Below are 19,624 nucleotides of genomic sequence, written 5' to 3'. Positions count from 1 at the left end.
TACAACCCTCCTGTACCGGAGGGTTTTTTTTGCCTGGTATTATTTTCGGGCTTTGAGAATCACGAACTTGGGTGTGGCAGCGATTTGTTCAACGCCGCGGAACAGACGCGCAAGCTTGCTGTGATAACCCAGGTGACGGTTGCCGACGATGTACAGCGCGCCGCCGACCACCAAGGCTTCACGCGCCTGCTGAAACATCCGCCAGGCCAGAAAGTCGCCGACGACTTGTTGCTGGTGAAACGGTGGGTTGCACAGCACCACGTCCAGCGACTGGGGTTCCTGCCCGGCCAAACCATCGCCGGCACGCACAATGACTTCCCGATCACCCAGCGCCATGCGCCAGTTTTCGGCCGCCGATTGCACGGCCATGAACGACTCGTCCACCAGGGTGTACAGCGCTTCAGGGTTTTGCAGAGCGCTGGCGATGGCCAGCACACCGTTACCACAACCGAGGTCAGCGACCCGCGCCGCGCCGAGGTTCTTCGGCAAATGCGGCAAAAACGCCCGCGTGCCGATATCCAGCCCTTCGCGGCAGAACACATTGGCGTGGTTGAGCAGTTCGATCGCCGGCTCGTCGAGTCGATAGCGCGTCGGGTAGGGTGAGGTGGCGGGACCTTTGGCTTCTGCGTCAGCGATCAACAGCCGGGCTTTCTTCACGGCCAGCGAAGCGTGCACCGGCCCGATGTAACACTCCAGCAGATCGCCCGCAGCCCGGGGCAGATGCTTGATCATGGCGCCGGCAATCACTTGGGCGCCGGGTGCCAATTGACCTTGCAGGCGGATCAGTTGCTCCTCCAGCAAGGCCAGGGTTTTCGGTACCCGGATCAGTACCCGGTCAAACGGCCCCATGAGCGCTTCGCTGGCAGGCACGCTGGGCACTGCATCAAACGCCTGGCCGTTACGGATCAGGTTCTTTTCCAGCCCCTGGAACGCCAGGAACGAATCGCCGCTGCTGATCACCCGGACCTTGCCCAGCAGACTGACGGCCAATGCGCCGAAGCTGTCGTTGAGCACCAACACCCGAGTGTCCGCGCCCGGTTGCTGTTCGGCCAGGTAATTGAGCAGGTATTCGTCCGCGGCATCGAACGCCTGCAGCGGTTCGTTCTGCTGTTCCGGCTGGCGGATCAGATCAAGTCGGGCAAAGGGTGTTTCGAGCGAAGGCATGAGGGGACTCTGGGTAATCAACGGGGCAATCAAAAACTCTCCCGCGGCTCAGGGGCGTTGTAGCGCGCGAGACCATCCGAGCGTACTGCGTCGTGAAGCTTCACACGTCATTACCCAGGAAGGACCGCAAATGGTACGTTTTTTTTGATGGGATTACTCGCAGGTTATCGATCAACGTATCGCATTGCTGTTGAGATAGCCGTCCTTCGCGGCGGCAATGACTGCCGCGATCTTGTTATTGACACCGAGTTTCTCGATCGCGCTCTGCACATGAAAATTGATGGTGCGAGGGCTGAGGTTGAGAATTCTGGCGCTCTCGTACGCGGTCTTGCCATCGGCTGCCAGTTTCAATACGTCGATTTCTCTGGCGGACAAGTGCGAAGCGGGTTTCTCGGTTTTTTTTGGCAGGGTCTGCGCAATCAAGGCGTGCAGGTGGCGGCCCATGAAAACTGAAAAGCCAAGGTTTTCATACAGCTCGAACGCAGTGATCGGACAATGACTTCTGGCGAGGCTCAGAATGCTGCAAAACCCGCTTTCCTCATCATGGATAGAGTGTGACCATCCGTGTTGCAGGCCTTGGGTTTCAAGTGCTTCCCACAAAGTCGGCACGTTGGCGAAAAGTTCTTCACTCCAGAGGATGGGCAGCATGGAGTGATTGCAATGTGCTACTACCGGGTCAATTGCGCGCAACTTTTTCTGTTCGTATTCCGTGTTCCAGGCAGTCGGGTAGTTGTTGAATTTAACCGTGTTGAACTGGTCGATTTTCGTTTGATAAGTTGTTGAAAATGCGAAAAATTTGAAGCCGATGTTTTTTGCAAAGCCCAGTGCGATGCGGTAGGCGGTTTCAATCTCCGTGGTGCACGACAGTTGGTTTAATTGTGACTCCATCCACCTTTCCATCATGTCTCTCCATTTGCTTTTTCCTGATTGGTGCTTATTGGATCCGAGATCCGGCACGCCTCGAGTGTAGGACGATTCCTACTTCGGGGTGAGACTTTTTAGCTTGGCTGCGTATTAAAAACTAAATATCCGGTTCTAATACAAATTGGTCAGCCCGCGAAATTTGAATGTCGTGTTTAATATGATTGGCCTGTATTGGACGGTGTCGGTAATTGTGAAAAAAATGTGAATCGATGTAATCGATAATCCCCATTAAAGCACTACAAATCATCGGTGTTTAATTCCCCGGCTTTGCGGGACACTGGACGCTACCCGTTGAATGGAGCGACCCATGACCGCCAGTGTAGAAAAATTCACTCGCCAGACCTTGCTCGATGTTCAGCCGTTGACCCCGAACCTGTTTACCCTGCGGACCACCAGGGACCCGGGGTTTCGCTTTCGAGCGGGGCAATTCGCCCGGTTGGGCGTGACCAAGGCTGACGGCAGCACGGTATGGCGCGCGTACTCCATGGTTTCGTCACCCTATGACGAATTCCTCGAGTTTTTCTCGATCGTGGTCCCGGGGGGCGAATTCACCAGTGAGCTGAGTCGGCTGGAAGTCGGCGATACGCTGCTGGTCGACCGTCAAGCCTTTGGTTACTTGACACTGGATCGCTTCACTGACGGGCGTGATCTCTGGTTATTGTCCACAGGCACTGGCCTGGCCCCTTTCCTGTCGATTCTGCAGGACTTCGAGGTCTGGGAAAAATTCGAGCGAATCATCCTGGTCTACAGCGTACGCGAAGCACGGGAGCTGGCTTATCAGGAGCTCGTTGCGGGGCTGGCACAGCGTGACTATTTAGCGGAACACGCACACAAATTGCAGTTCATTGCCACTGTCACTCGCGAGGAGCATCCAGGCGCCTTGAGTGGTCGGATCACCACGCTGATTGAAAAGGGTGAGCTGGAGCAAGTGGCCGGCGTGGCACTGACGGCCGAGCATTCACGGGTCATGCTCTGCGGCAACCCGCAGATGATCGATGACACCCGAAAATTGCTCAAACATCGTCACATGCACTTGAGTCTCAGCCGACGACCCGGGCAGGTGGCGGTGGAAAACTACTGGTGAAAAAACGGCGCCCGAAGGCACCATTTTTCAATGCACTGTCACGTAGGCCGATCGTTCTGGGCCTTCAGCAGGTCGCGGATCTCGCTCAGCAGTTCTTCTTCTTTGGTTGGAACCGGCGGCAGGGTTGGCGCAACGGCTTCTTCACGCTTCAGGCGGTTGATGGCTTTGACGGCCAGGAAGATCGCGAAGGCGACGATGGTGAAGTCGATCATGCTCTGGATGAATTTACCATACGCCAGCACCACCGCCGGGATGTCCCCGTTGGCAGCCTTGAGCGTGATGGCCAGGTCGCTGAAATCCACCCCACCGATCAACAGGCCGATTGGCGGCATGATCACATCGCCGACGAACGATGAAACGATCTTGCCAAAGGCGGCGCCGATGATGATACCGACAGCCATGTCGACCACGTTGCCTTTGACCGCGAAGGCCTTGAACTCAGTTATCACGCCCATAGGTTATTCCTTGTTACAGATGAGGTTGGTGCAAGCAGTGTAAAGCAGCAAAATGCTTCTTGCCCGAGACACCTGCTTACAGTGCTCGCCTGCTATCGACCGAGACATCGGTAAAAAGTTTACAAAATGCCATCATTTCCGGGCGGCTTGAGTGCGCTGGAGCGGGTCATCCAGCGAGGTTTTGGCTATTCGGTTCCAAACATTTTTTCTGGCACTCTATGACCCATTCAGGTCGCGGTGGCAGCGCTTGATATAATGCGATAAATACCCAACCTGCCAGGTTTGTATCAGGGAAAGTACAATAGATGATTCACCCGTAGTTTGCAGGGGTTGGATAAAAAAACTCCCTCGAAGTGTTCACTGGTCGAGGTCAAGGTTGCGGTCATATGCGCAGTAGCGGTTGATGTTTTGATTTGTTGGGGCGAGATTGTACGATCAGATATAAAGGCTTAAAGGTTTGTATAAGTTTAATGTGTATTTATTGGATAAGATCTGCTGTTTTATGAGCGTGAGCGGAATCTTGTATAAGTTTTAGTGAGTTGTAATAACGTGCATGGGTCCGGGATGCCTGTAACTTGCTGTAGCCGATCCATTGGGCGACTGCGTCGCGCTGATTCAGTCCAGCTGAGCTATCATCGCGGTTTTTGCCGGGAGTTCAGATGGCCAAGGCCAAGCGCATGTACGGCTGCACCGAGTGCGGCTCAACCTTTCCCAAGTGGGCCGGCCAGTGCGGTGAGTGCGGTGCCTGGAACACCCTGACGGAAACCATGGTCGAGAGCGGCGGGGCCGCAGCGCCCAGCGGTCGCACCGGCTGGACGGGTCAGCAGGCGCAGATCAGGACCCTGGCCGAAGTCAGCGTTGAAGAAATCCCGCGCTTCTCTACCGCCTCCGGCGAACTTGATCGCGTCCTGGGCGGGGGCCTGGTGGACGGTTCGGTGGTGCTGATCGGCGGCGACCCCGGTATCGGCAAATCGACCATTTTGCTGCAAACCTTGTGCAATCTCGCCAAGAGTATGCCGGCCCTGTACGTCACCGGCGAAGAATCCCAGCAACAGGTAGCCATGCGCGCCCGCCGCCTGGGCTTGCCACAGGATCAATTGCGGGTCATGACCGAAACCTGCATCGAAACCATCATCGCCACGGCTCGGCAGGAAAAGCCCAAGGTCATGGTGATCGATTCGATCCAGACGATTTTCACTGAACAACTGCAATCGGCGCCGGGCGGTGTCTCCCAGGTTCGTGAAAGTGCGGCGTTGCTGGTGCGTTATGCGAAGCAGAGCGGTACGGCGATTTTCCTGGTCGGCCACGTGACCAAGGAAGGCGCGTTAGCCGGGCCGCGGGTGCTGGAGCATATGGTGGATACCGTGCTGTATTTCGAAGGTGAATCCGATGGTCGCTTGCGTTTGCTGCGGGCGGTGAAAAACCGTTTCGGCGCGGTCAACGAACTGGGCGTGTTCGGCATGACCGACAAGGGCTTGAAAGAAGTCTCCAACCCGTCGGCGATTTTCCTGACCCGTGCTCAGGAAGAAGTGCCGGGCAGTGTGGTGATGGCGACCTGGGAAGGGACCCGGCCGATGCTGGTGGAAGTCCAGGCCCTGGTGGATGACAGCCACCTGGCCAACCCGCGTCGGGTAACGCTGGGGCTGGATCAGAATCGCCTGGCGATGTTGCTGGCGGTGCTGCACCGTCACGGCGGCATTCCGACCCACGATCAGGACGTGTTCCTCAATGTGGTCGGTGGGGTGAAAGTATTGGAAACGGCCTCCGACCTGGCGCTGATGGCGGCGGTCATGTCCAGTTTGCGCAACCGGCCACTGCCCCACGATTTGCTGGTGTTTGGGGAGGTCGGGCTTTCCGGCGAAGTGCGTCCGGTGCCCAGTGGACAAGAGCGCCTGAAGGAAGCAGCCAAGCACGGCTTCAAGCGTGCCATCGTGCCCAAGGGCAATGCGCCGAAAGAGGCACCGCCAGGGTTGCAGATTATTGCCGTGACACGTCTGGAACAGGCGTTGGATGCATTGTTCGAATAATTTCTGGGCTGGACGCAGTTCTTGTGGGAGCGAGCCTGCTCGCGAAAGCGGCATGACAGGCAACATGAATGTTGAAGGTGATGCCCTCTTCGTCGGAACGCCGCCCGGAGCCGGCTCGCTCCCACATCGGAAGGGTAGGGCCGTCAGATTTCGATCAATGCCCCCAGCTCCCGCTCCAGCTCCTGCGGGTCCCCCAGATTGAGTTCGATCAACCGTCGCAGACGTTCGATGGACTCCAGGCTGATGTGATGGCAGACGAAACCGAGCTGGCCGTGATCGTCGTGGGTCAAGCGCACGTCCATGGTGATGTCGATTTCATCGTTCAGATGAATGTCGACGAAAAAATCCTGTTCCCGATTTCCCAGCCACGGCTCGGGCTTTTCAATCAACAGCCCTTTCAGGGACAAGTCGATCAGCTTCACCGGCCAGATGAATGCCCCCTGGCCCAGCTCGGTTCGGGCATCGAACGCAATACGTTTGAAGCGGCGGCGATCGGCAGGGTGCTCGCTCATGGCGTAATCCTCGAAATGTTCGCTGACTATAGACCCCTGATGGCAAAGCCTGCGAGCAAGGCAGGCGTCCAGACCCATATCGGGGTATGGCCTTTGCGGTCAGGCGAGCTAAACTCGGGATGGCTGTCTTTCTTGTCCACCCTGGCTGGAATCAAAAAATGAAAAATAATAATAGCCTGCTACGCCACATACCCTGGCTGCTGCTGGCAATCGTGGGGGCGTGCGCTCTTGGTGTCGTGGCATTGCGCCGAGGCGAGGCGATCAACGCCTTGTGGATTGTGGTCGCCGCCGTGGCCATCTATCTGGTTGCATACCGTTACTACAGTCTGTTCATCGCCAACAATGTGATGCAGCTCGATCCGCGACGGGCCACCCCCGCCGTGCTCAACAATGACGGTCTGGACTTTGTGCCGACCAACAAACACGTGCTCTTCGGTCACCACTTTGCGGCCATTGCCGGCGCAGGGCCGCTGGTCGGTCCGGTGCTGGCGGCGCAGATGGGCTATCTGCCCGGCACGCTGTGGCTGATTGCCGGGGTGGTGCTGGCAGGTGCGGTGCAGGACTTCATGGTCCTGTTCCTGTCCACCCGGCGCAATGGCCGTTCCCTGGGTGACATGGTCCGCGAAGAAATGGGCCGCATCCCCGGGACCATCGCCTTGTTCGGCTGCTTCCTGATCATGATCATCATCCTCGCGGTGCTGGCGCTGATCGTGGTCAAGGCCCTGGCTGAAAGCCCGTGGGGCATCTTCACCGTGATGGCGACCATCCCGATCGCGATGTTCATGGGCATCTACATGCGCTACATCCGTCCGGGTCGCATCGGCGAAATCTCGGTGATCGGTGTGCTGTTGCTGCTCGGTTCGATCTGGCTGGGCGGGCAGATTGCCGCCGATCCGGTGTGGGCCAAGGCGTTCAGCTTCACCGGCGTGCAGATCACCTGGATGCTGATCGGCTACGGTTTCGTCGCGGCGGTGTTGCCGGTGTGGCTGATTCTGGCGCCGCGCGATTACCTGTCGACCTTCCTCAAAATCGGCACCATCATTGCGTTGGCGATCGGCATCCTGGTCACCATGCCCGATTTGAAAATGCCGGCACTGACCCAGTTCATCGACGGTACGGGACCGGTGTGGAAGGGCGGTCTGTTCCCGTTCCTGTTCATCACCATCGCCTGTGGCGCGGTCTCGGGTTTCCATGCGCTGATCGCTTCGGGTACCACGCCGAAACTGCTGGCCAACGAAAGCCATGCCCGTTACATCGGTTACGGCGGCATGCTGATGGAGTCCTTCGTGGCCATCATGGCCATGGTCGCCGCTTCGGTGATCGAGCCGGGCGTGTACTTCGCCATGAACAGTCCGGCGGCGATCGTCGGCGGTGACGTGGTGACGGTGGCACAGACCGTCAGCAGCTGGGGTTTTGCCATTACCCCCGAAGCCCTGCAAGCGGTGGCTAAGGACATCGGTGAAACCACCATCCTGGCCCGTGCCGGCGGTGCCCCGACCCTGGCGGTCGGTATCGCGCAGATCCTGCACAGTGTCCTGCCGGGTGAAAATACCATGGCGTTCTGGTACCACTTTGCGATCCTGTTCGAAGCGCTGTTCATCCTGACCGCAGTCGACGCCGGTACCCGTGCCGGACGCTTCATGCTCCAGGACTTGCTCGGCTCCTTCGTCCCGGCGCTGAGACGCACCGAATCCTGGACCGCCAACCTGATCGCCACCGCCGGATGCGTGACCATGTGGGGGTGGTTGCTGTACCAAGGGGTGATCGATCCGCTGGGCGGTATCAACACCTTGTGGCCGCTGTTCGGCATCTCCAACCAGATGCTGGCCGGGATCGCGCTGATGCTGGCGACCGTGGTGCTGATCAAAATGAAACGCCAACGCTACGTCTGGGTCACCATGCTGCCAGCGGTCTGGCTGCTGATCTGCACCACCACCGCCGGCTTCATCAAGCTGTTCGACGCCAACCCGGCGATCGGCTTCCTGTCGCTGGCGAAAAAATACAGCGATGCCCTGGCCAACGGCCAGATCCTCGCCCCGGCCAAGGACATCACCCAGATGCAGCACGTGATCTTCAATGCCTACACCAACGCCACGCTGACGGCGCTTTTCCTGTTCGTGGTGTTCAGCATCCTGTTCTATGCGCTCAAGGTCGGCATCGCCGCCTGGGGTACCAAGGAACGTACGGATAAAGAAGCGCCATTCCAGGCCCTGCCGGATGCTTGATCGAGGATTGCAGCATGTTCAATGACCTGAGTCGCCTCGGCAAATACCTCGGTCAGGCCGCGCGCCTGATGGTCGGCATGCCCGACTACGACAACTACGTCGAGCATATGCAGAACAAACACCCGGACAAGCCGGTGATGAGCTACGAGATGTTCTTTCGCGAACGTCAGGAAGCGCGTTACGGTGGCAAGGGCGGGCCGAAGTGCTGTTGATCCAGTTATCGGATTAACAGCAATCCGTGTGGGAGCTAGCCTGCTGGCGATGGCGGCTGAACATTCAACATCACTGTTGATTGACAGTCCGCCATCGCTAGCAGGCTAGCTCCCACATTTGTTTTGTGTTGTTTTTTAACTTTGTGAAACAGGAGACTCCAGTTGTCCTCTCCCATCCCGGTAACAATCCTCAGCGGCTTCCTCGGCGCGGGAAAAACCACGCTGTTGCGTCACCTGCTCAAAGCCGAACACGGCCTGAAGATCGCCGTGATCGAAAACGAATTCAGCGACGCCGGTATCGACACTCAACTGTTGGGCGAAGAACCGGTGCAAGTGATGACGCTGTCCAACGGCTGCGTCTGCTGCACCATCCACACCGACCTGACCAAGGCGCTGTACCTGCTGCTGGAACGCCTGGACAGTGGCGAAATCGCTTTCGACCGCCTGGTGATCGAATGCACCGGCCTGGCCGATCCGGCACCGGTGGCACAGACCTTCTTCATCGACGAAGAGCTGCGCGAGCGTTACATCCTCGACGGCATCATCACCCTGGTGGACGCGGCGCACGCCGACACGCACCTGACCCAGACCATCGCCCAGGCACAGATCGGTTTCGCCGACCGCCTGCTGGTGAGCAAGCGGGACCTGGTGGACGAGGCGGCCTTCACCGCATTGTGCGAACGCCTCACCCGCATCAACCGTCGCGCGCCGATTCGCGTGGTCGACCACGGCAAGATCGATCTGGCCGAATTGCTCGACGTACGCGGTTTCAACCTCAATGCCGACCTCGGTGGTGGCGTGAGCCTGCGACCGGTCAGCAAGGCGCCTTCCGTCGACCGCATTTCCAGCCTGGTGCTGCGCACTGACAAACCGCTGGATATCGACAAACTCAGCGAGTTCATGAACGAGCTGCTGGAAGAGCATGGCAAGCAATTGCTGCGCTACAAAGGCGTGTTGAACATCCTCGGCGAGCCCCGGCGCATGGTGTTTCAGGGGGTATTGAAGCTGTATGGCTTCGATTGGGACACTGAATGGGCGGACGATGAAACGCGGGAAAGTGTGATCGTGTTTATTGCCGATGATTTGCCGGAAGAAAAGATTCGCGAGGGGTTTGCGCGGGTAGCGGCCGGGTAGGATAAAGATTTTCAGCGAACTTCAGGCCGCTTTCGCGAGCAAGCCCGCTCCCACATTAGATTTGTGTTGCCCACTCCATCCGAGGCGACGCAGATCAAATGTGGGAGCGGGCTTGCCAGCGAAGGCGGCCGAAAGATCAGCACAGGGTTCAGGAACGCCTTCGCCAGCAAGCCGGCTGCTACAAATCGCGGCCGAAAAAAAAACCGGCCATCACTGGCCGGTTTTTCATGCTGCGCATTTAACGTCGCAATTAAGCGCCGTACACCGGCAGCTTCTTGCAGATGGCCTTGACCTTCTCACGAACGGCGTCGATCACCGCTTCGTTGTTCAGGTCAGCCAGGATGTCGCAGATCCAGCCGGCCAGTTCTTTGCACTCTGCTTCCTTGAAGCCACGAGTGGTCACAGCCGGGGTGCCGAAGCGCAGGCCGGAAGTGACGAACGGGGAGCGTGGGTCGTTTGGCACGGAGTTCTTGTTCACGGTGATGAACGCCTTGCCCAGCGCGGCGTCGGCGTCTTTACCGGAGATTTCCTGCTTGATCAGCGACAGCAGAAACAGGTGGTTTTCAGTACCGCCGGAGACCACGTCGAAACCGCGCTCGATGAACACGCTGGCCATGGCCTGGGCGTTTTTCACCACTTGTTGCTGGTAGGCCTTGAACTCAGGCTGCAGCGCTTCCTTGAAGCAGATCGCCTTGGCAGCGATCACGTGCTCCAGCGGGCCACCCTGGGCGCCCGGGAATACCGCGGAGTTCAGCTTCTTCTCGATGTCGGCGTTGGCGCGCGCCAGGATCAGGCCGCCACGTGGGCCGCGCAGGGTCTTGTGCGTCGTGGTGGTCACGACGTCAGCGAAAGGCACCGGGTTCGGGTAGACGCCAGCGGCGACCAGACCGGCCACGTGGGCCATGTCGACGAACAGGTACGCACCGACTTTGTCAGCGATTTCACGGAAGCGCGGGAAGTCGAGGATCTGCGAGTAGGCAGAGAAACCGGCCACGATCATTTTCGGCTTGTGTTCAACGGCCAGACGCTCGACTTCGTCGTAGTCGATCAGGCCATTGGCATCGATGCCGTACTGGACGGCGTTGTACAGCTTGCCGGAGGAGGAAACGCTGGCACCGTGGGTCAGGTGGCCACCGTGGGCCAGGCTCATGCCCAGAATGGTGTCGCCCGCTTGCAGCAGGGCCAGGTACACGGCGCTGTTGGCTTGCGAACCGGCGTGCGGCTGAACGTTGGCGTAATCGGCGCCGAACAGTTCCTTAGCGCGATCAATTGCAAGCTGCTCGACGATGTCGACGAACTCGCAACCACCGTAGTAGCGCTTGCCCGGGTAGCCTTCGGCGTACTTGTTGGTCAGTACCGAGCCTTGAGCTTCCATCACCGCAGGGCTGGTGTAGTTTTCCGAAGCGATCAGCTCAATGTGCTCTTCCTGGCGCTGAGCTTCTTGCTCCATGGCGGCAAAGAGATCGGCGTCGTACTTGGCAATAGTCAAATCACGGCTGAACATGGCGGTCCTCAAGGATCGGGGGCAGAAAAGGGGGGCATTCTACCCCAACGGGTTTTGGATGGCATATGAAAGGACATCATGTCGCAGACAAGTGGGCTTCATGACGGGATCAGCGGTGATCATGCTGGCCCCTTCGCGAGCAGGCTCGCTCCCACAGTGGATCTTCAGTGACCACGCATCTTGTGTACACCCAAACACCCTGTGGGAGCGAGCCTGCTCGCGAAGGGGCAATCAGCCCCACCGCAAAACTTCAGTCAAACACGAACAACGCATCATTACTGAACTGCGCCTCAAACCGACCCGCCGGCATCGGCCGCCCGAACAGATACCCCTGAACCTCATCGCAACCATGCTCGCGCAAGAACTCGAGCTGCTCATGGGTCTCCACACCTTCGGCGATCACCGCCAGGTTGAGGCTGTGGGCCATGGCGATGATCGCCCGGGCAATTTGCGCATCCTGCTCGCCCGAAGGCAGGCCATCGACGAAGGTGCGGTCAATTTTCAACACGTCGATCGGGAACTGCTTGAGGTAGTTGAGCGAGGAATAGCCGGTGCCAAAGTCGTCCACCGCGATGCTCAGGCCGAGGTTCTTCAACCCGGCCAGGATTTGCATCGCTTCGTTGACTTCACGCATCAGGATGCTTTCGGTCAGTTCCAGCTCCAGGCACGCCGGTGGCAGGCCGGTTTCCTTGAGGATGTTGGCAATCCGCGTACCGAGCTGGCCGTCGGAGAACTGCCGGGTCGAAATATTCACCGAGACCTTCGGCACCCGCACTTTAGCCTGATGCCAGGTCTTGAGTTGACGGCAGGCCTCGCTGATCACCCAATCGCCGACATCCACCACCAGGCCCAGCTCTTCAAGCACCGGTATGAAATCGGCCGGTGGCACCAGGCCACGGCGCGGATGACGCCAGCGCAGCAAGGCTTCGGCACCGGTCAGGCGTTTGCCGTCACCGCTGAACTGCGGCTGGTAGTACAGCACGAACTCGTTTTGCTCCAGCGCGTGGCGCAAGTCGCTTTCCAGCTCCAGGCGTTCCAGGGCGCTGGCGTTCATGTCCGCCTGATAGAACTGGAAGTTGTTCTTGCCGCGCTCCTTGGCGTGGTACATCGCGGTGTCGGCGTTTTTCATCAACTGACTGAGTTCGTTGCCATCCTGCGGGCTCAAGGCGATCCCGATACTGGCGGTGACGAAGAACTCGCGACCTTCGAGGACGAATGGTTTCACCAGGCTGGCAAGAATCTGCTCCGCCACATGAATCGCCCGGGTCAGGGCGATTTCGCGGTTAGCCCTGGGTTGCAGTAGCAAAGTGAATTCATCACCGCCCATGCGCGCCACGGTGTCGTCATCGTCGACGCAGTCGAGCAGGCGCGTGGCCATCTCCTTGAGCATGCGATCGCCGGCAGCATGGCCCAGAGAGTCGTTGATCGGCTTGAACCGGTCCAGGTCGAGGAACATCAGCACCACCCAGGTTTTGTGTCGCTCGGCCGATTGCAATGCCGTATGCAGGCGATCCTGGAACAGTGTGCGGTTGGGCAGGTGGGTCAGGGCGTCGTAATAGGCCAAGCGGTGAATCCGTTGCTCACTGGCCTTGCGCTCGCTGATATCACTGAAGAAACACACGTAGCTGGCCAGGTCGCCTTCATCGTCCAGCACCGCGGTAATTCCGACCCAGGCCGGATAGTGTTCGCCATTGCGTCGCTTGAGCCAGACTTCGCCTTCCCAGGTACTGTGCTCGTGCAATTGCTTGAGCACATAGTGCAGGTGGGCTTCCTGCTGCTCGTCGACGGTCAGCAGGTTCGGCAACTGATCGAGCACATGCTCCACGGCATACCCGCTGACGCGGCTGAACGCTTCATTGGCCTGGACGATGTAGCCGGCCGGGTCGGTGATCAGGATCGCCGAGGTGGAGTGCTCAAATACCGTTGCCGCCATGCGCAGGTCTTTCTCGGCCCGGCGTTGCTGACTGATGTCGCGACCCACGCCCAGCACGCCTTCGAACGCGCCATGTTCATCCCAGACCAGCACCAGTCGCAGCTCGATCGGGATCTTGCGCCCGTCGGCCCGCAAGCAATCGAACAGGAACAATTGGGTCTGCACCTGGCTGCGCAGCAAGGCCAGTTGCTCAGGCTTGTCCAACGCCTTGGCGACCCGGTCCATCAGGCTGTAGATGCCGCTCAGTTGTTGTGGGTTGGCGATGGTCGATTGCCAGCCGTTCTGGAAAATCCAGCCGACGTCGTAACCCAGCACGGCTTGCACCGAGGGGCTGACGTAATTGAGTGCCATCTTGCTGTCGGTGGAGAAAATCACGTCGCTGATGCTTTCGGCGAGCATCCGGTAGCGCTGCTCGCTGTCGCGCAGGGATTCGCTGGCTTCGATCTGCTCGGTGATGTCTTTGGCGACGCCTATGATTCGGGTGACCTGTTCCTGCGTATCCCGCGCCAGGGCCTGCTCGCGAATCTCGAACCGTCGCCATTTGCCGTCCCGGTGGCGAAAGCGCAGTTGGCACTGCAGCAATTGCCGATAACCGGCCTGTCGCTGGGTTTGTCGCGAGCGGTGGTAAAAATCGGCGTCTTCCGGATGCAGCAGGATTTCCCAGAAGTATTCGCCCATCTGATGCAATTCGGTACGGTTGTAACCGAGCGTCTGGCCCAGATGGTGGTTGCTGAAGATCATTCGCTGGCTGATCACGTCTTGTACGTACAGGTGGTCCGGCACCGTGCGCACTACATCGGACCAGAATCCTTCGCGCTCCAGTAGCGACAGTTCGACGAGCTTGCGGCTGGTGATATCGGTAATGCTCAGGATCACCGCGTTACAGTCTTGCGGGTCTTGCGGCAGCCGCAGCACCAGCCATAGGTGCTGGTCGCGGCCGTTGGCGTCCTGGAGCTTGATTTCCAGTTCAAGTTGCTTCTGCTGGCCAAGCACCGCTTCGAGCACTTGATTGCCAATTGCATTGTTGTCCTGCGCAGTGCCGTCGATCAGCAGTTTCCAGGCGTCTCCGGTGGAGTTTATGTTGAGCAACTGCAGAGCGACCTGGTTGACCTCGGTGATGCGCAGTTCCCGCAGCAGTTGCTGACGTTGTTCCGGGATGTGCAGCCACGCCTGCAGTTGCTCGTTGTCATGCAGTCGGGCCTTGTCGAAAAAGTCCTTGAGTCCGGACACATCCAGTACGCACAGGGCGACGCCGGTGCCTTCGAAAATATCCTGGTAGCGTCGACGGCCTTCATGCAGCTGGCGTTGGCGGCGGCGCATGTTCAGCAGTGCGAGGAACGGCAACAGAGAGAGGGCCAGGCCCAGCAGGCATTTGCCGATGAACGCCGGCAATAGGTGTTCAATGGCTCGTTGTCGATCGAACAGCCCGCGCATCTGCCAATCGCTGCTGCTCAGGGGTACTGTCAGCACGCTGTTTGCCAGCTCGTCCGGGGTCAGCGCGCTTGGCTTGACCATGGGCAACGTCTGATCGCGGCTGATGATCTGATGATCGATGCGGTTTTCCACCAGCCAGAGAGGGCGTATGGCGGCTTCATTCTGTTTGGTCAGTGATGCGAAAAACGTCGGCCTCAGGCGCAACGCCCAGTAACCCCGCGCGCTGCCGCTGGCTTGATGCAACAACAGATGCACCACCGAGCCGTCATTGGCATTGCTGAAATAGTGAGCCTGGGCGCGGCTGCGCCGGACCAGGTCACTCAGGTAGTCACCGTCCTGACTGTCGGCGGCACTGTCGCTGAGGATTTTCCCGGAGGGACTGAGCAATGCCAGGCTGTGCAGGTCGGGTAAGGACTGTTGCAGTTTGCGCAGCAGCGCTTGCTGTTCGTCGGCGCTTTGCGGTTGTTCGACGATCGGTAGCAGGTTGAGGGCGATCTGGGCGTTCAACGCCATGTTCAGGCTGACTTGCGAGGCCAGGTCAGCGGTGTAGTCGATGGTGTACTGACGCTGATTTTTCCGGGTTTCGCGAAGCTGATCCAGAAGCTGCAAGAACAGCAATGCTAGCAATAACAGAACCAGTGCCGCCAGTGCGCCCTTCAGGGTTCCGCGCAGGGGTGTGCCGGTCGCAGGATCGGGTGCGCTCACGGAAGCTGGCGGGGTGGCGTTGGACAAACTGAAATCCTGCGGTTTGGCTGGACTGGCGCGACGTGCACTATAAGCCGGACGCCCGAAGGGCGGCTAGCATGCCTTGAGTTGTGGCAAAGTGCCAGCCCCTCCCGGCTGGACTGCCTCCCGTCATTAAGGTAGCTTTGCCGGTTACGCGGGAGCGTTCCAGCTCCTAGAATCAGACTTTTCCAGCGCGCACGCATTGGTCACTATCAAGCGGCATCGCGCACAGTCTGGCCGGGCATCGCCCGCGCTCCAATCATTCATCAGTCACTGACCCAAGGTTCTCCATGGCTCAATACGTCTTCACCATGCATCGGCTGGGTAAAGTTGTTCCGCCGAAGCGGGAAATCCTGAAAAACATTTCGCTGTCGTTCTTCCCCGGCGCCAAGATCGGCGTACTCGGCCTCAACGGTTCGGGTAAGTCGACACTGCTGAAAATCATGGCCGGCGTCGATACCGAATTCGACGGTGAAGCCCGTCCGATGCCGGACCTGAACATCGGCTACCTGCCACAGGAACCGATCCTGGATCCGACCAAGACCGTGCGTGAAGTGGTCGAGGAAGCGGTCAGCGTGATCAAGAACGCCCAGGCGCGCCTGGACGAGGTCTACGCGGCCTACGCTGACGAAGATGCCGATTTCGACAAACTGGCGGCAGAACAGGCCAAGCTCGAAGCCATCCTGCAAGCCAGCGACGGTCACAACCTGGATCGCCAACTGGAAGTCGCCGCCGACGCGCTGCGTCTGCCGGCCTGGGATGCCAAGGTCGAATTCCTGTCCGGTGGTGAGAAGCGTCGTGTGGCCCTGTGCCGCTTGCTGCTGTCCGCCCCTGACATGCTGTTGCTCGACGAACCGACCAACCACCTGGACGCCGATTCCGTCGCCTGGCTGGAGCATTTCCTCCACGATTTCCCGGGTACCGTGGTTGCGATCACGCACGACCGTTACTTCCTGGACAACGTCGCCGGCTGGATCCTCGAGCTCGACCGCGGCGCCGGTATCCCGTACGAAGGCAACTATTCGGGCTGGCTCGAAGCCAAGTCTGATCGTCTGGCCCAGGAGTCCAAGCAGCAGTCGGCTCACGAAAAAGCCATGAAGGAAGAACTGGAGTGGGTGCGCAAAGGCGCCAAGGCCCGCCAGTCCAAATCCAAGGCTCGTCTGCAACGCTTCGAAGAAATGCAATCGCAGGAATTCCAGAAGCGCAGCGAAACCAACGAGATCTATATCCCGGCCGGTCCGCGCCTGGGCGACAAGGTTATCGAATTCAAGAACGTCTCCAAGGGCTACGGCGATCGCGTGCTGATCGACAACCTGTCGTTCTCCATGCCTAAAGGCGCCATCGTTGGCGTGATCGGCGGTAACGGTGCCGGTAAGTCGACTCTGTTCCGCATGCTGATGGGCAAAGAAACGCCGGATTCGGGCACCATCGAAGTCGGCGAAACCGTGCAGCTTGCCTGCGTGGACCAGAGCCGCGAAGACCTGGATGGCAGCAAGACGGTGTTCCAGCAGATCTCCGACGGTTCCGACCAGATTCGTATCGGCAACTACGAGATCCCGTCGCGCACCTACGTCGGTCGCTTCAACTTCAAGGGCGGCGATCAACAGAAGTTCGTCAAGGATCTGTCCGGTGGTGAGCGTGGTCGCTTGCACCTGGCCCTGACCCTGAAAGAGGGCGGCAACGTCCTGCTGCTCGACGAACCGTCCAACGACCTCGACGTTGAAACCCTGCGTTCCCTGGAAGAAGCCCTGCTGGACTTCCCGGGCGCCGCCATTGTGATCTCTCACGATCGGTGGTTCCTTGACCGCGTCGCGACTCACATCCTGGCGTACGAAGACGACTCGCAAGCGGTGTTCTTCGAAGGCAACTACACCGAATACGAAGCCGATCGCCGCAAACGCCTTGGCGAAGCGGCCACCCAGCCGCATCGTGTACGGCACAAGAAACTGGCCTGATTTCGGGTTGGTTGCATGAAAAAGCGGAGCCTTCGAGGCTCCGTTTTTTTTGGGGTTACAGAAGACCGCAGCGCGGCTTTCGCGAGCAGGCTCGCTCCCACACTGAATCTTTGTTCAGTCATTGAACTTGTGGTGAGCACAAATCACCTGTGGGAGCGAGCCTGCTCGCGGGAGCGGTAGATAAGATGGTGCAAAACTAAAATCGCGAATCCCTATAAAGGTGCGAAATCATCCCTGAATCGAATTAATTTATATCCAATGCACCATTTAATTTCATATTCGCGACATTCGGCGCTGTCCTGGTGCGTAACCATTTTGTTAAAGTCCGGCCCAATTTCTCCCTACGACAAAAATTTGCCGAGACTTTTCCATGATCGAATCCGTCGAATCGTTCCTTGCCCGCCTGAAAAAACGCGACCCGGACCAACCCGAATTCCACCAGGCCGTGGAAGAAGTCCTGCGCAGCCTGTGGCCATTTCTTGAAGCCAATCCGCATTACCTGACCTCCGGCATCCTGGAGCGGATGTGCGAGCCGGAGCGGGCAATCGTTTTTCGGATTTCCTGGGTCGACGATCAGGGCAAAGTGCAGGTCAATCGCGGCTTCCGTATCCAGATGAACAGCGCCATCGGCCCTTACAAGGGCGGTTTGCGCTTCCATCCATCGGTGAACCTGGGCGTATTGAAGTTCCTCGCTTTCGAACAGACCTTCAAAAACTCGCTGACCTCGTTGCCCATGGGAGGCGGCAAGGGCGGCTCGGACTTCGATCCAAAAGGCAAAAGCGACGCTGAAGTCATGCGTTTCTGCCAGGCCTTCATGAGCGAATTGTATCGTCACATAGGCGCGGACGTTGACGTTCCCGCGGGTGATATCGGTGTCGGTGCCCGGGAGATCGGTTTCCTGTTCGGCCAGTACAAGCGTCTGAGCAATCAGTTCACCAGCGTGCTGACCGGCAAGGGCCCGAGCTATGGCGGAAGCCTGATTCGTCCGGAAGCCACCGGTTTCGGCTGTGTGTACTTCGCTGAACAAATGCTCAAGCGCAGCGGCGAAACCTTCGAAGGCAAGCGCGTCGCCATTTCCGGTTCCGGCAATGTCGCGCAATACGCGGCACGCAAGGTCATGGACCTGGGCGGCAAGGTGATCTCCCTTTCCGACTCCGAAGGCACCTTGTACTGCGAGGCGGGTTTGACCGAGGAACAATGGTCGGCACTGCTGGAGCTGAAAAACGTCAAGCGCGGGCGGATCAGCGAGTTGGCCACAGGTTTTGGCCTGGAATACCGTGCCGGCCAGTGCCCGTGGGATCTGGTCTGCGATATCGCCCTGCCGTGCGCCACCCAGAACGAACTCGACGTCGAGGCCGCGCGCACGTTGTTGCGCAATGGCTGCGTCTGTGTAGCCGAAGGCGCGAACATGCCGACCACTCTGGATGCGGTGGATCTGTTTATCGACGCGGGTATCCTGTTCGCGCCGGGCAAGGCCTCCAATGCCGGCGGTGTCGCGGTGAGCGGACTGGAAATGTCGCAAAACGCCATGCGCCTGCTGTGGACCGGTGGTGAAGTGGACACCAAGCTCCACGCCATCATGCAGGCGATCCACCACGCTTGCGTGCATTACGGCGAAGAAAACGGCCGGATCAACTACGTCAAAGGCGCCAACATCGCCGGCTTCGTCAAGGTCGCCGACGCCATGCTCGCCCAAGGCGTGGTTTAAGCTGGTTCGATGCAGATGATCTCGATCAGCTGATCGCCAGCCGGACGTTGCCACAGCACCTCGTCACCGAGTTGCGCCCCGAGCAACGCCCGGCCCAGCGGCGAACCCCAGTTGATCAGGCCCGCCGCCGCATCGGCCTGGTCCTCACCGACCAGTTGCACCCGGTGTTCGGCGTCATGCTCGTCGGCGAACGTCACACGACTGCCGATCTGCACTTTCTGGGTCGAACTCGGTGGTGTCACCACTTGGGCGCTTTGCAGGCGCTGTTTGAAATAGCGCAAATCCCGCTCAAGGTCGGCCAGGCGCTGCTTGTCTGCCTGTTCACCTTTGGCCGATTGCTCACTGTGCAGTTGTTGCAGCTCAGCGACTTTCGCCTGCAACTGGGTCAAGCCTGTGGGTGTGACGTAATTGGGCTGGGCGCTGACCTGCCGTTCGACTGGCTGATCGGCTTGCGCGGCAGCGTTATCTTCATTGACGAAGGCGCGACTCATGGTTTTCTCCCGTAATAGGGTTTGGGCCATGGTCACAGGGTTTTAGTTTCGATAAATGTCCGCCAACGACTTATTGCCGACGCTAGACGGGTTCGACGATTTGTAACGATCCATCAAGCTCCACAAAACCCTGTGG

At 58.8% G+C, this 19,624-nt stretch carries 14 protein-coding genes; 7 read left to right on the top strand and 7 right to left on the bottom strand.

Features of this window, described 5'->3' with window-relative positions; translation table 11 throughout:
• Positions 1-39: 39 nt before the first annotated feature.
• Together ACA041_RS28005 and ACA041_RS28000 are read right to left on the bottom strand one after the other, a co-directional pair.
• On the bottom strand, positions 40-1,164 hold the full coding sequence (locus tag ACA041_RS28005; protein WP_497438760.1) for a methyltransferase: 1,125 nt from the start codon (positions 1,162-1,164) through the stop codon (positions 40-42).
• A 171-nt stretch (positions 1,165-1,335) separates the two neighbouring features.
• Positions 1,336-2,064, bottom strand: coding sequence for a helix-turn-helix transcriptional regulator (locus ACA041_RS28000; protein WP_497442189.1), 729 nt, complete (start codon positions 2,062-2,064; stop codon positions 1,336-1,338).
• Between the two features lie 331 nt (positions 2,065-2,395).
• Between ACA041_RS28000 and ACA041_RS27995 the strand changes: the two genes are divergently transcribed.
• Entirely contained in the window at positions 2,396-3,172 is a 777-nt protein-coding gene (locus ACA041_RS27995; RefSeq protein WP_497438759.1) for a ferredoxin--NADP reductase, read from the top strand.
• Between the two features lie 38 nt (positions 3,173-3,210).
• Here the strand turns inward: ACA041_RS27995 and mscL are convergent, their stop codons facing one another.
• Positions 3,211-3,627, bottom strand: a complete 417-nt coding sequence (gene mscL, locus ACA041_RS27990; protein WP_497438758.1) for a large-conductance mechanosensitive channel protein MscL — start codon at positions 3,625-3,627, stop codon at positions 3,211-3,213.
• 659 nt (positions 3,628-4,286) lie between these two features.
• On the opposite strand from mscL, the gene radA reads away from it, so the two are divergent.
• Positions 4,287-5,654 (top strand): DNA repair protein RadA, encoded by a 1,368-nt coding sequence (gene radA, locus ACA041_RS27985; RefSeq protein ID WP_064675792.1) that lies wholly within the window; start codon positions 4,287-4,289, stop codon positions 5,652-5,654.
• Between the two features lie 143 nt (positions 5,655-5,797).
• On the opposite strand, the gene ACA041_RS27980 is transcribed toward radA, so the two are convergent.
• Positions 5,798-6,166 carry a PilZ domain-containing protein gene (locus tag ACA041_RS27980; RefSeq protein WP_497438757.1) on the bottom strand — a complete coding sequence of 123 codons (369 nt, stop codon included), beginning with the start codon at positions 6,164-6,166 and terminating at the stop codon, positions 5,798-5,800.
• Positions 6,167-6,324: 158 nt separating this feature from the next.
• On the opposite strand from ACA041_RS27980, the gene ACA041_RS27975 reads away from it, so the two are divergent.
• The 3 genes from ACA041_RS27975 (at position 6,325) to yjiA (ending at position 9,737) form a co-directional block, all read left to right on the top strand.
• Positions 6,325-8,391, top strand: a complete 2,067-nt coding sequence (locus tag ACA041_RS27975) for a carbon starvation CstA family protein (RefSeq protein ID WP_497438756.1) — start codon at positions 6,325-6,327, stop codon at positions 8,389-8,391.
• A 14-nt stretch (positions 8,392-8,405) separates the two neighbouring features.
• On the top strand, positions 8,406-8,603 hold the full coding sequence (locus ACA041_RS27970) for a YbdD/YjiX family protein (protein ID WP_054616680.1): 198 nt from the start codon (positions 8,406-8,408) through the stop codon (positions 8,601-8,603).
• A gap of 162 nt (positions 8,604-8,765) precedes the next feature.
• Entirely contained in the window at positions 8,766-9,737 is a 972-nt protein-coding gene (yjiA, locus tag ACA041_RS27965; protein WP_497438755.1) for a GTPase, read from the top strand.
• A 250-nt stretch (positions 9,738-9,987) separates the two neighbouring features.
• Here the strand turns inward: yjiA and glyA are convergent, their stop codons facing one another.
• Both glyA and ACA041_RS27955 read right to left on the bottom strand, forming a co-directional pair.
• Positions 9,988-11,241: a serine hydroxymethyltransferase gene (gene glyA, locus ACA041_RS27960; RefSeq protein WP_017340875.1), complete on the bottom strand. Its 1,254-nt coding sequence runs from the start codon at positions 11,239-11,241 to the stop codon at positions 9,988-9,990.
• A 250-nt stretch (positions 11,242-11,491) separates the two neighbouring features.
• Positions 11,492-15,340, bottom strand: coding sequence for a bifunctional diguanylate cyclase/phosphodiesterase (locus ACA041_RS27955; protein WP_497438754.1), 3,849 nt, complete (start codon positions 15,338-15,340; stop codon positions 11,492-11,494).
• 284 nt (positions 15,341-15,624) lie between these two features.
• Between ACA041_RS27955 and ettA the strand changes: the two genes are divergently transcribed.
• Entirely contained in the window at positions 15,625-17,289 is a 1,665-nt protein-coding gene (gene ettA, locus ACA041_RS27950) for an energy-dependent translational throttle protein EttA (RefSeq protein ID WP_497438753.1), read from the top strand.
• Between the two features lie 370 nt (positions 17,290-17,659).
• A complete protein-coding gene (gene gdhA / locus ACA041_RS27945) occupies positions 17,660-18,997 on the top strand; it encodes an NADP-specific glutamate dehydrogenase (RefSeq protein ID WP_497438752.1) in 1,338 nt (445 codons plus the stop codon).
• On the opposite strand, the gene ACA041_RS27940 is transcribed toward gdhA, so the two are convergent.
• Complete coding sequence (locus ACA041_RS27940) at positions 18,994-19,488, bottom strand: GreA/GreB family elongation factor (protein ID WP_497438751.1); 495 nt, start codon at positions 19,486-19,488, stop codon at positions 18,994-18,996. The genes gdhA and ACA041_RS27940 overlap by 4 nt on opposite strands.
• Positions 19,489-19,624 lie beyond the last annotated feature (136 nt).

Source organism: Pseudomonas sp. LBUM1676 (assembly GCF_059695605.1).
This window is presented reverse-complemented; position numbering and strand designations above follow the sequence as displayed.

Bases quoted from the DNA above. Each gene is read 5' to 3' on its own strand.
- ACA041_RS27940 (WP_497438751.1), bottom strand. From the start codon at position 19,488: ATGAGTCGCGCCTTCGTCAATGAAGATAACGCTGCCGCGCAAGCCGAT.
- ACA041_RS27975 (WP_497438756.1), top strand. From the start codon at position 6,325: ATGAAAAATAATAATAGCCTGCTACGCCACATACCCTGGCTGCTGCTG.
- mscL (WP_497438758.1), bottom strand. From the start codon at position 3,627: ATGGGCGTGATAACTGAGTTCAAGGCCTTCGCGGTCAAAGGCAACGTG.
- radA (WP_064675792.1), top strand. From the start codon at position 4,287: ATGGCCAAGGCCAAGCGCATGTACGGCTGCACCGAGTGCGGCTCAACC.
- ACA041_RS27980 (WP_497438757.1), bottom strand. From the start codon at position 6,166: ATGAGCGAGCACCCTGCCGATCGCCGCCGCTTCAAACGTATTGCGTTC.
- ACA041_RS27970 (WP_054616680.1), top strand. From the start codon at position 8,406: ATGTTCAATGACCTGAGTCGCCTCGGCAAATACCTCGGTCAGGCCGCG.
- ACA041_RS28000 (WP_497442189.1), bottom strand. From the start codon at position 2,064: ATGGAAAGGTGGATGGAGTCACAATTAAACCAACTGTCGTGCACCACG.
- gdhA (WP_497438752.1), top strand. From the start codon at position 17,660: ATGATCGAATCCGTCGAATCGTTCCTTGCCCGCCTGAAAAAACGCGAC.
- glyA (WP_017340875.1), bottom strand. From the start codon at position 11,241: ATGTTCAGCCGTGATTTGACTATTGCCAAGTACGACGCCGATCTCTTT.
- ettA (WP_497438753.1), top strand. From the start codon at position 15,625: ATGGCTCAATACGTCTTCACCATGCATCGGCTGGGTAAAGTTGTTCCG.
- ACA041_RS28005 (WP_497438760.1), bottom strand. From the start codon at position 1,164: ATGCCTTCGCTCGAAACACCCTTTGCCCGACTTGATCTGATCCGCCAG.
- ACA041_RS27995 (WP_497438759.1), top strand. From the start codon at position 2,396: ATGACCGCCAGTGTAGAAAAATTCACTCGCCAGACCTTGCTCGATGTT.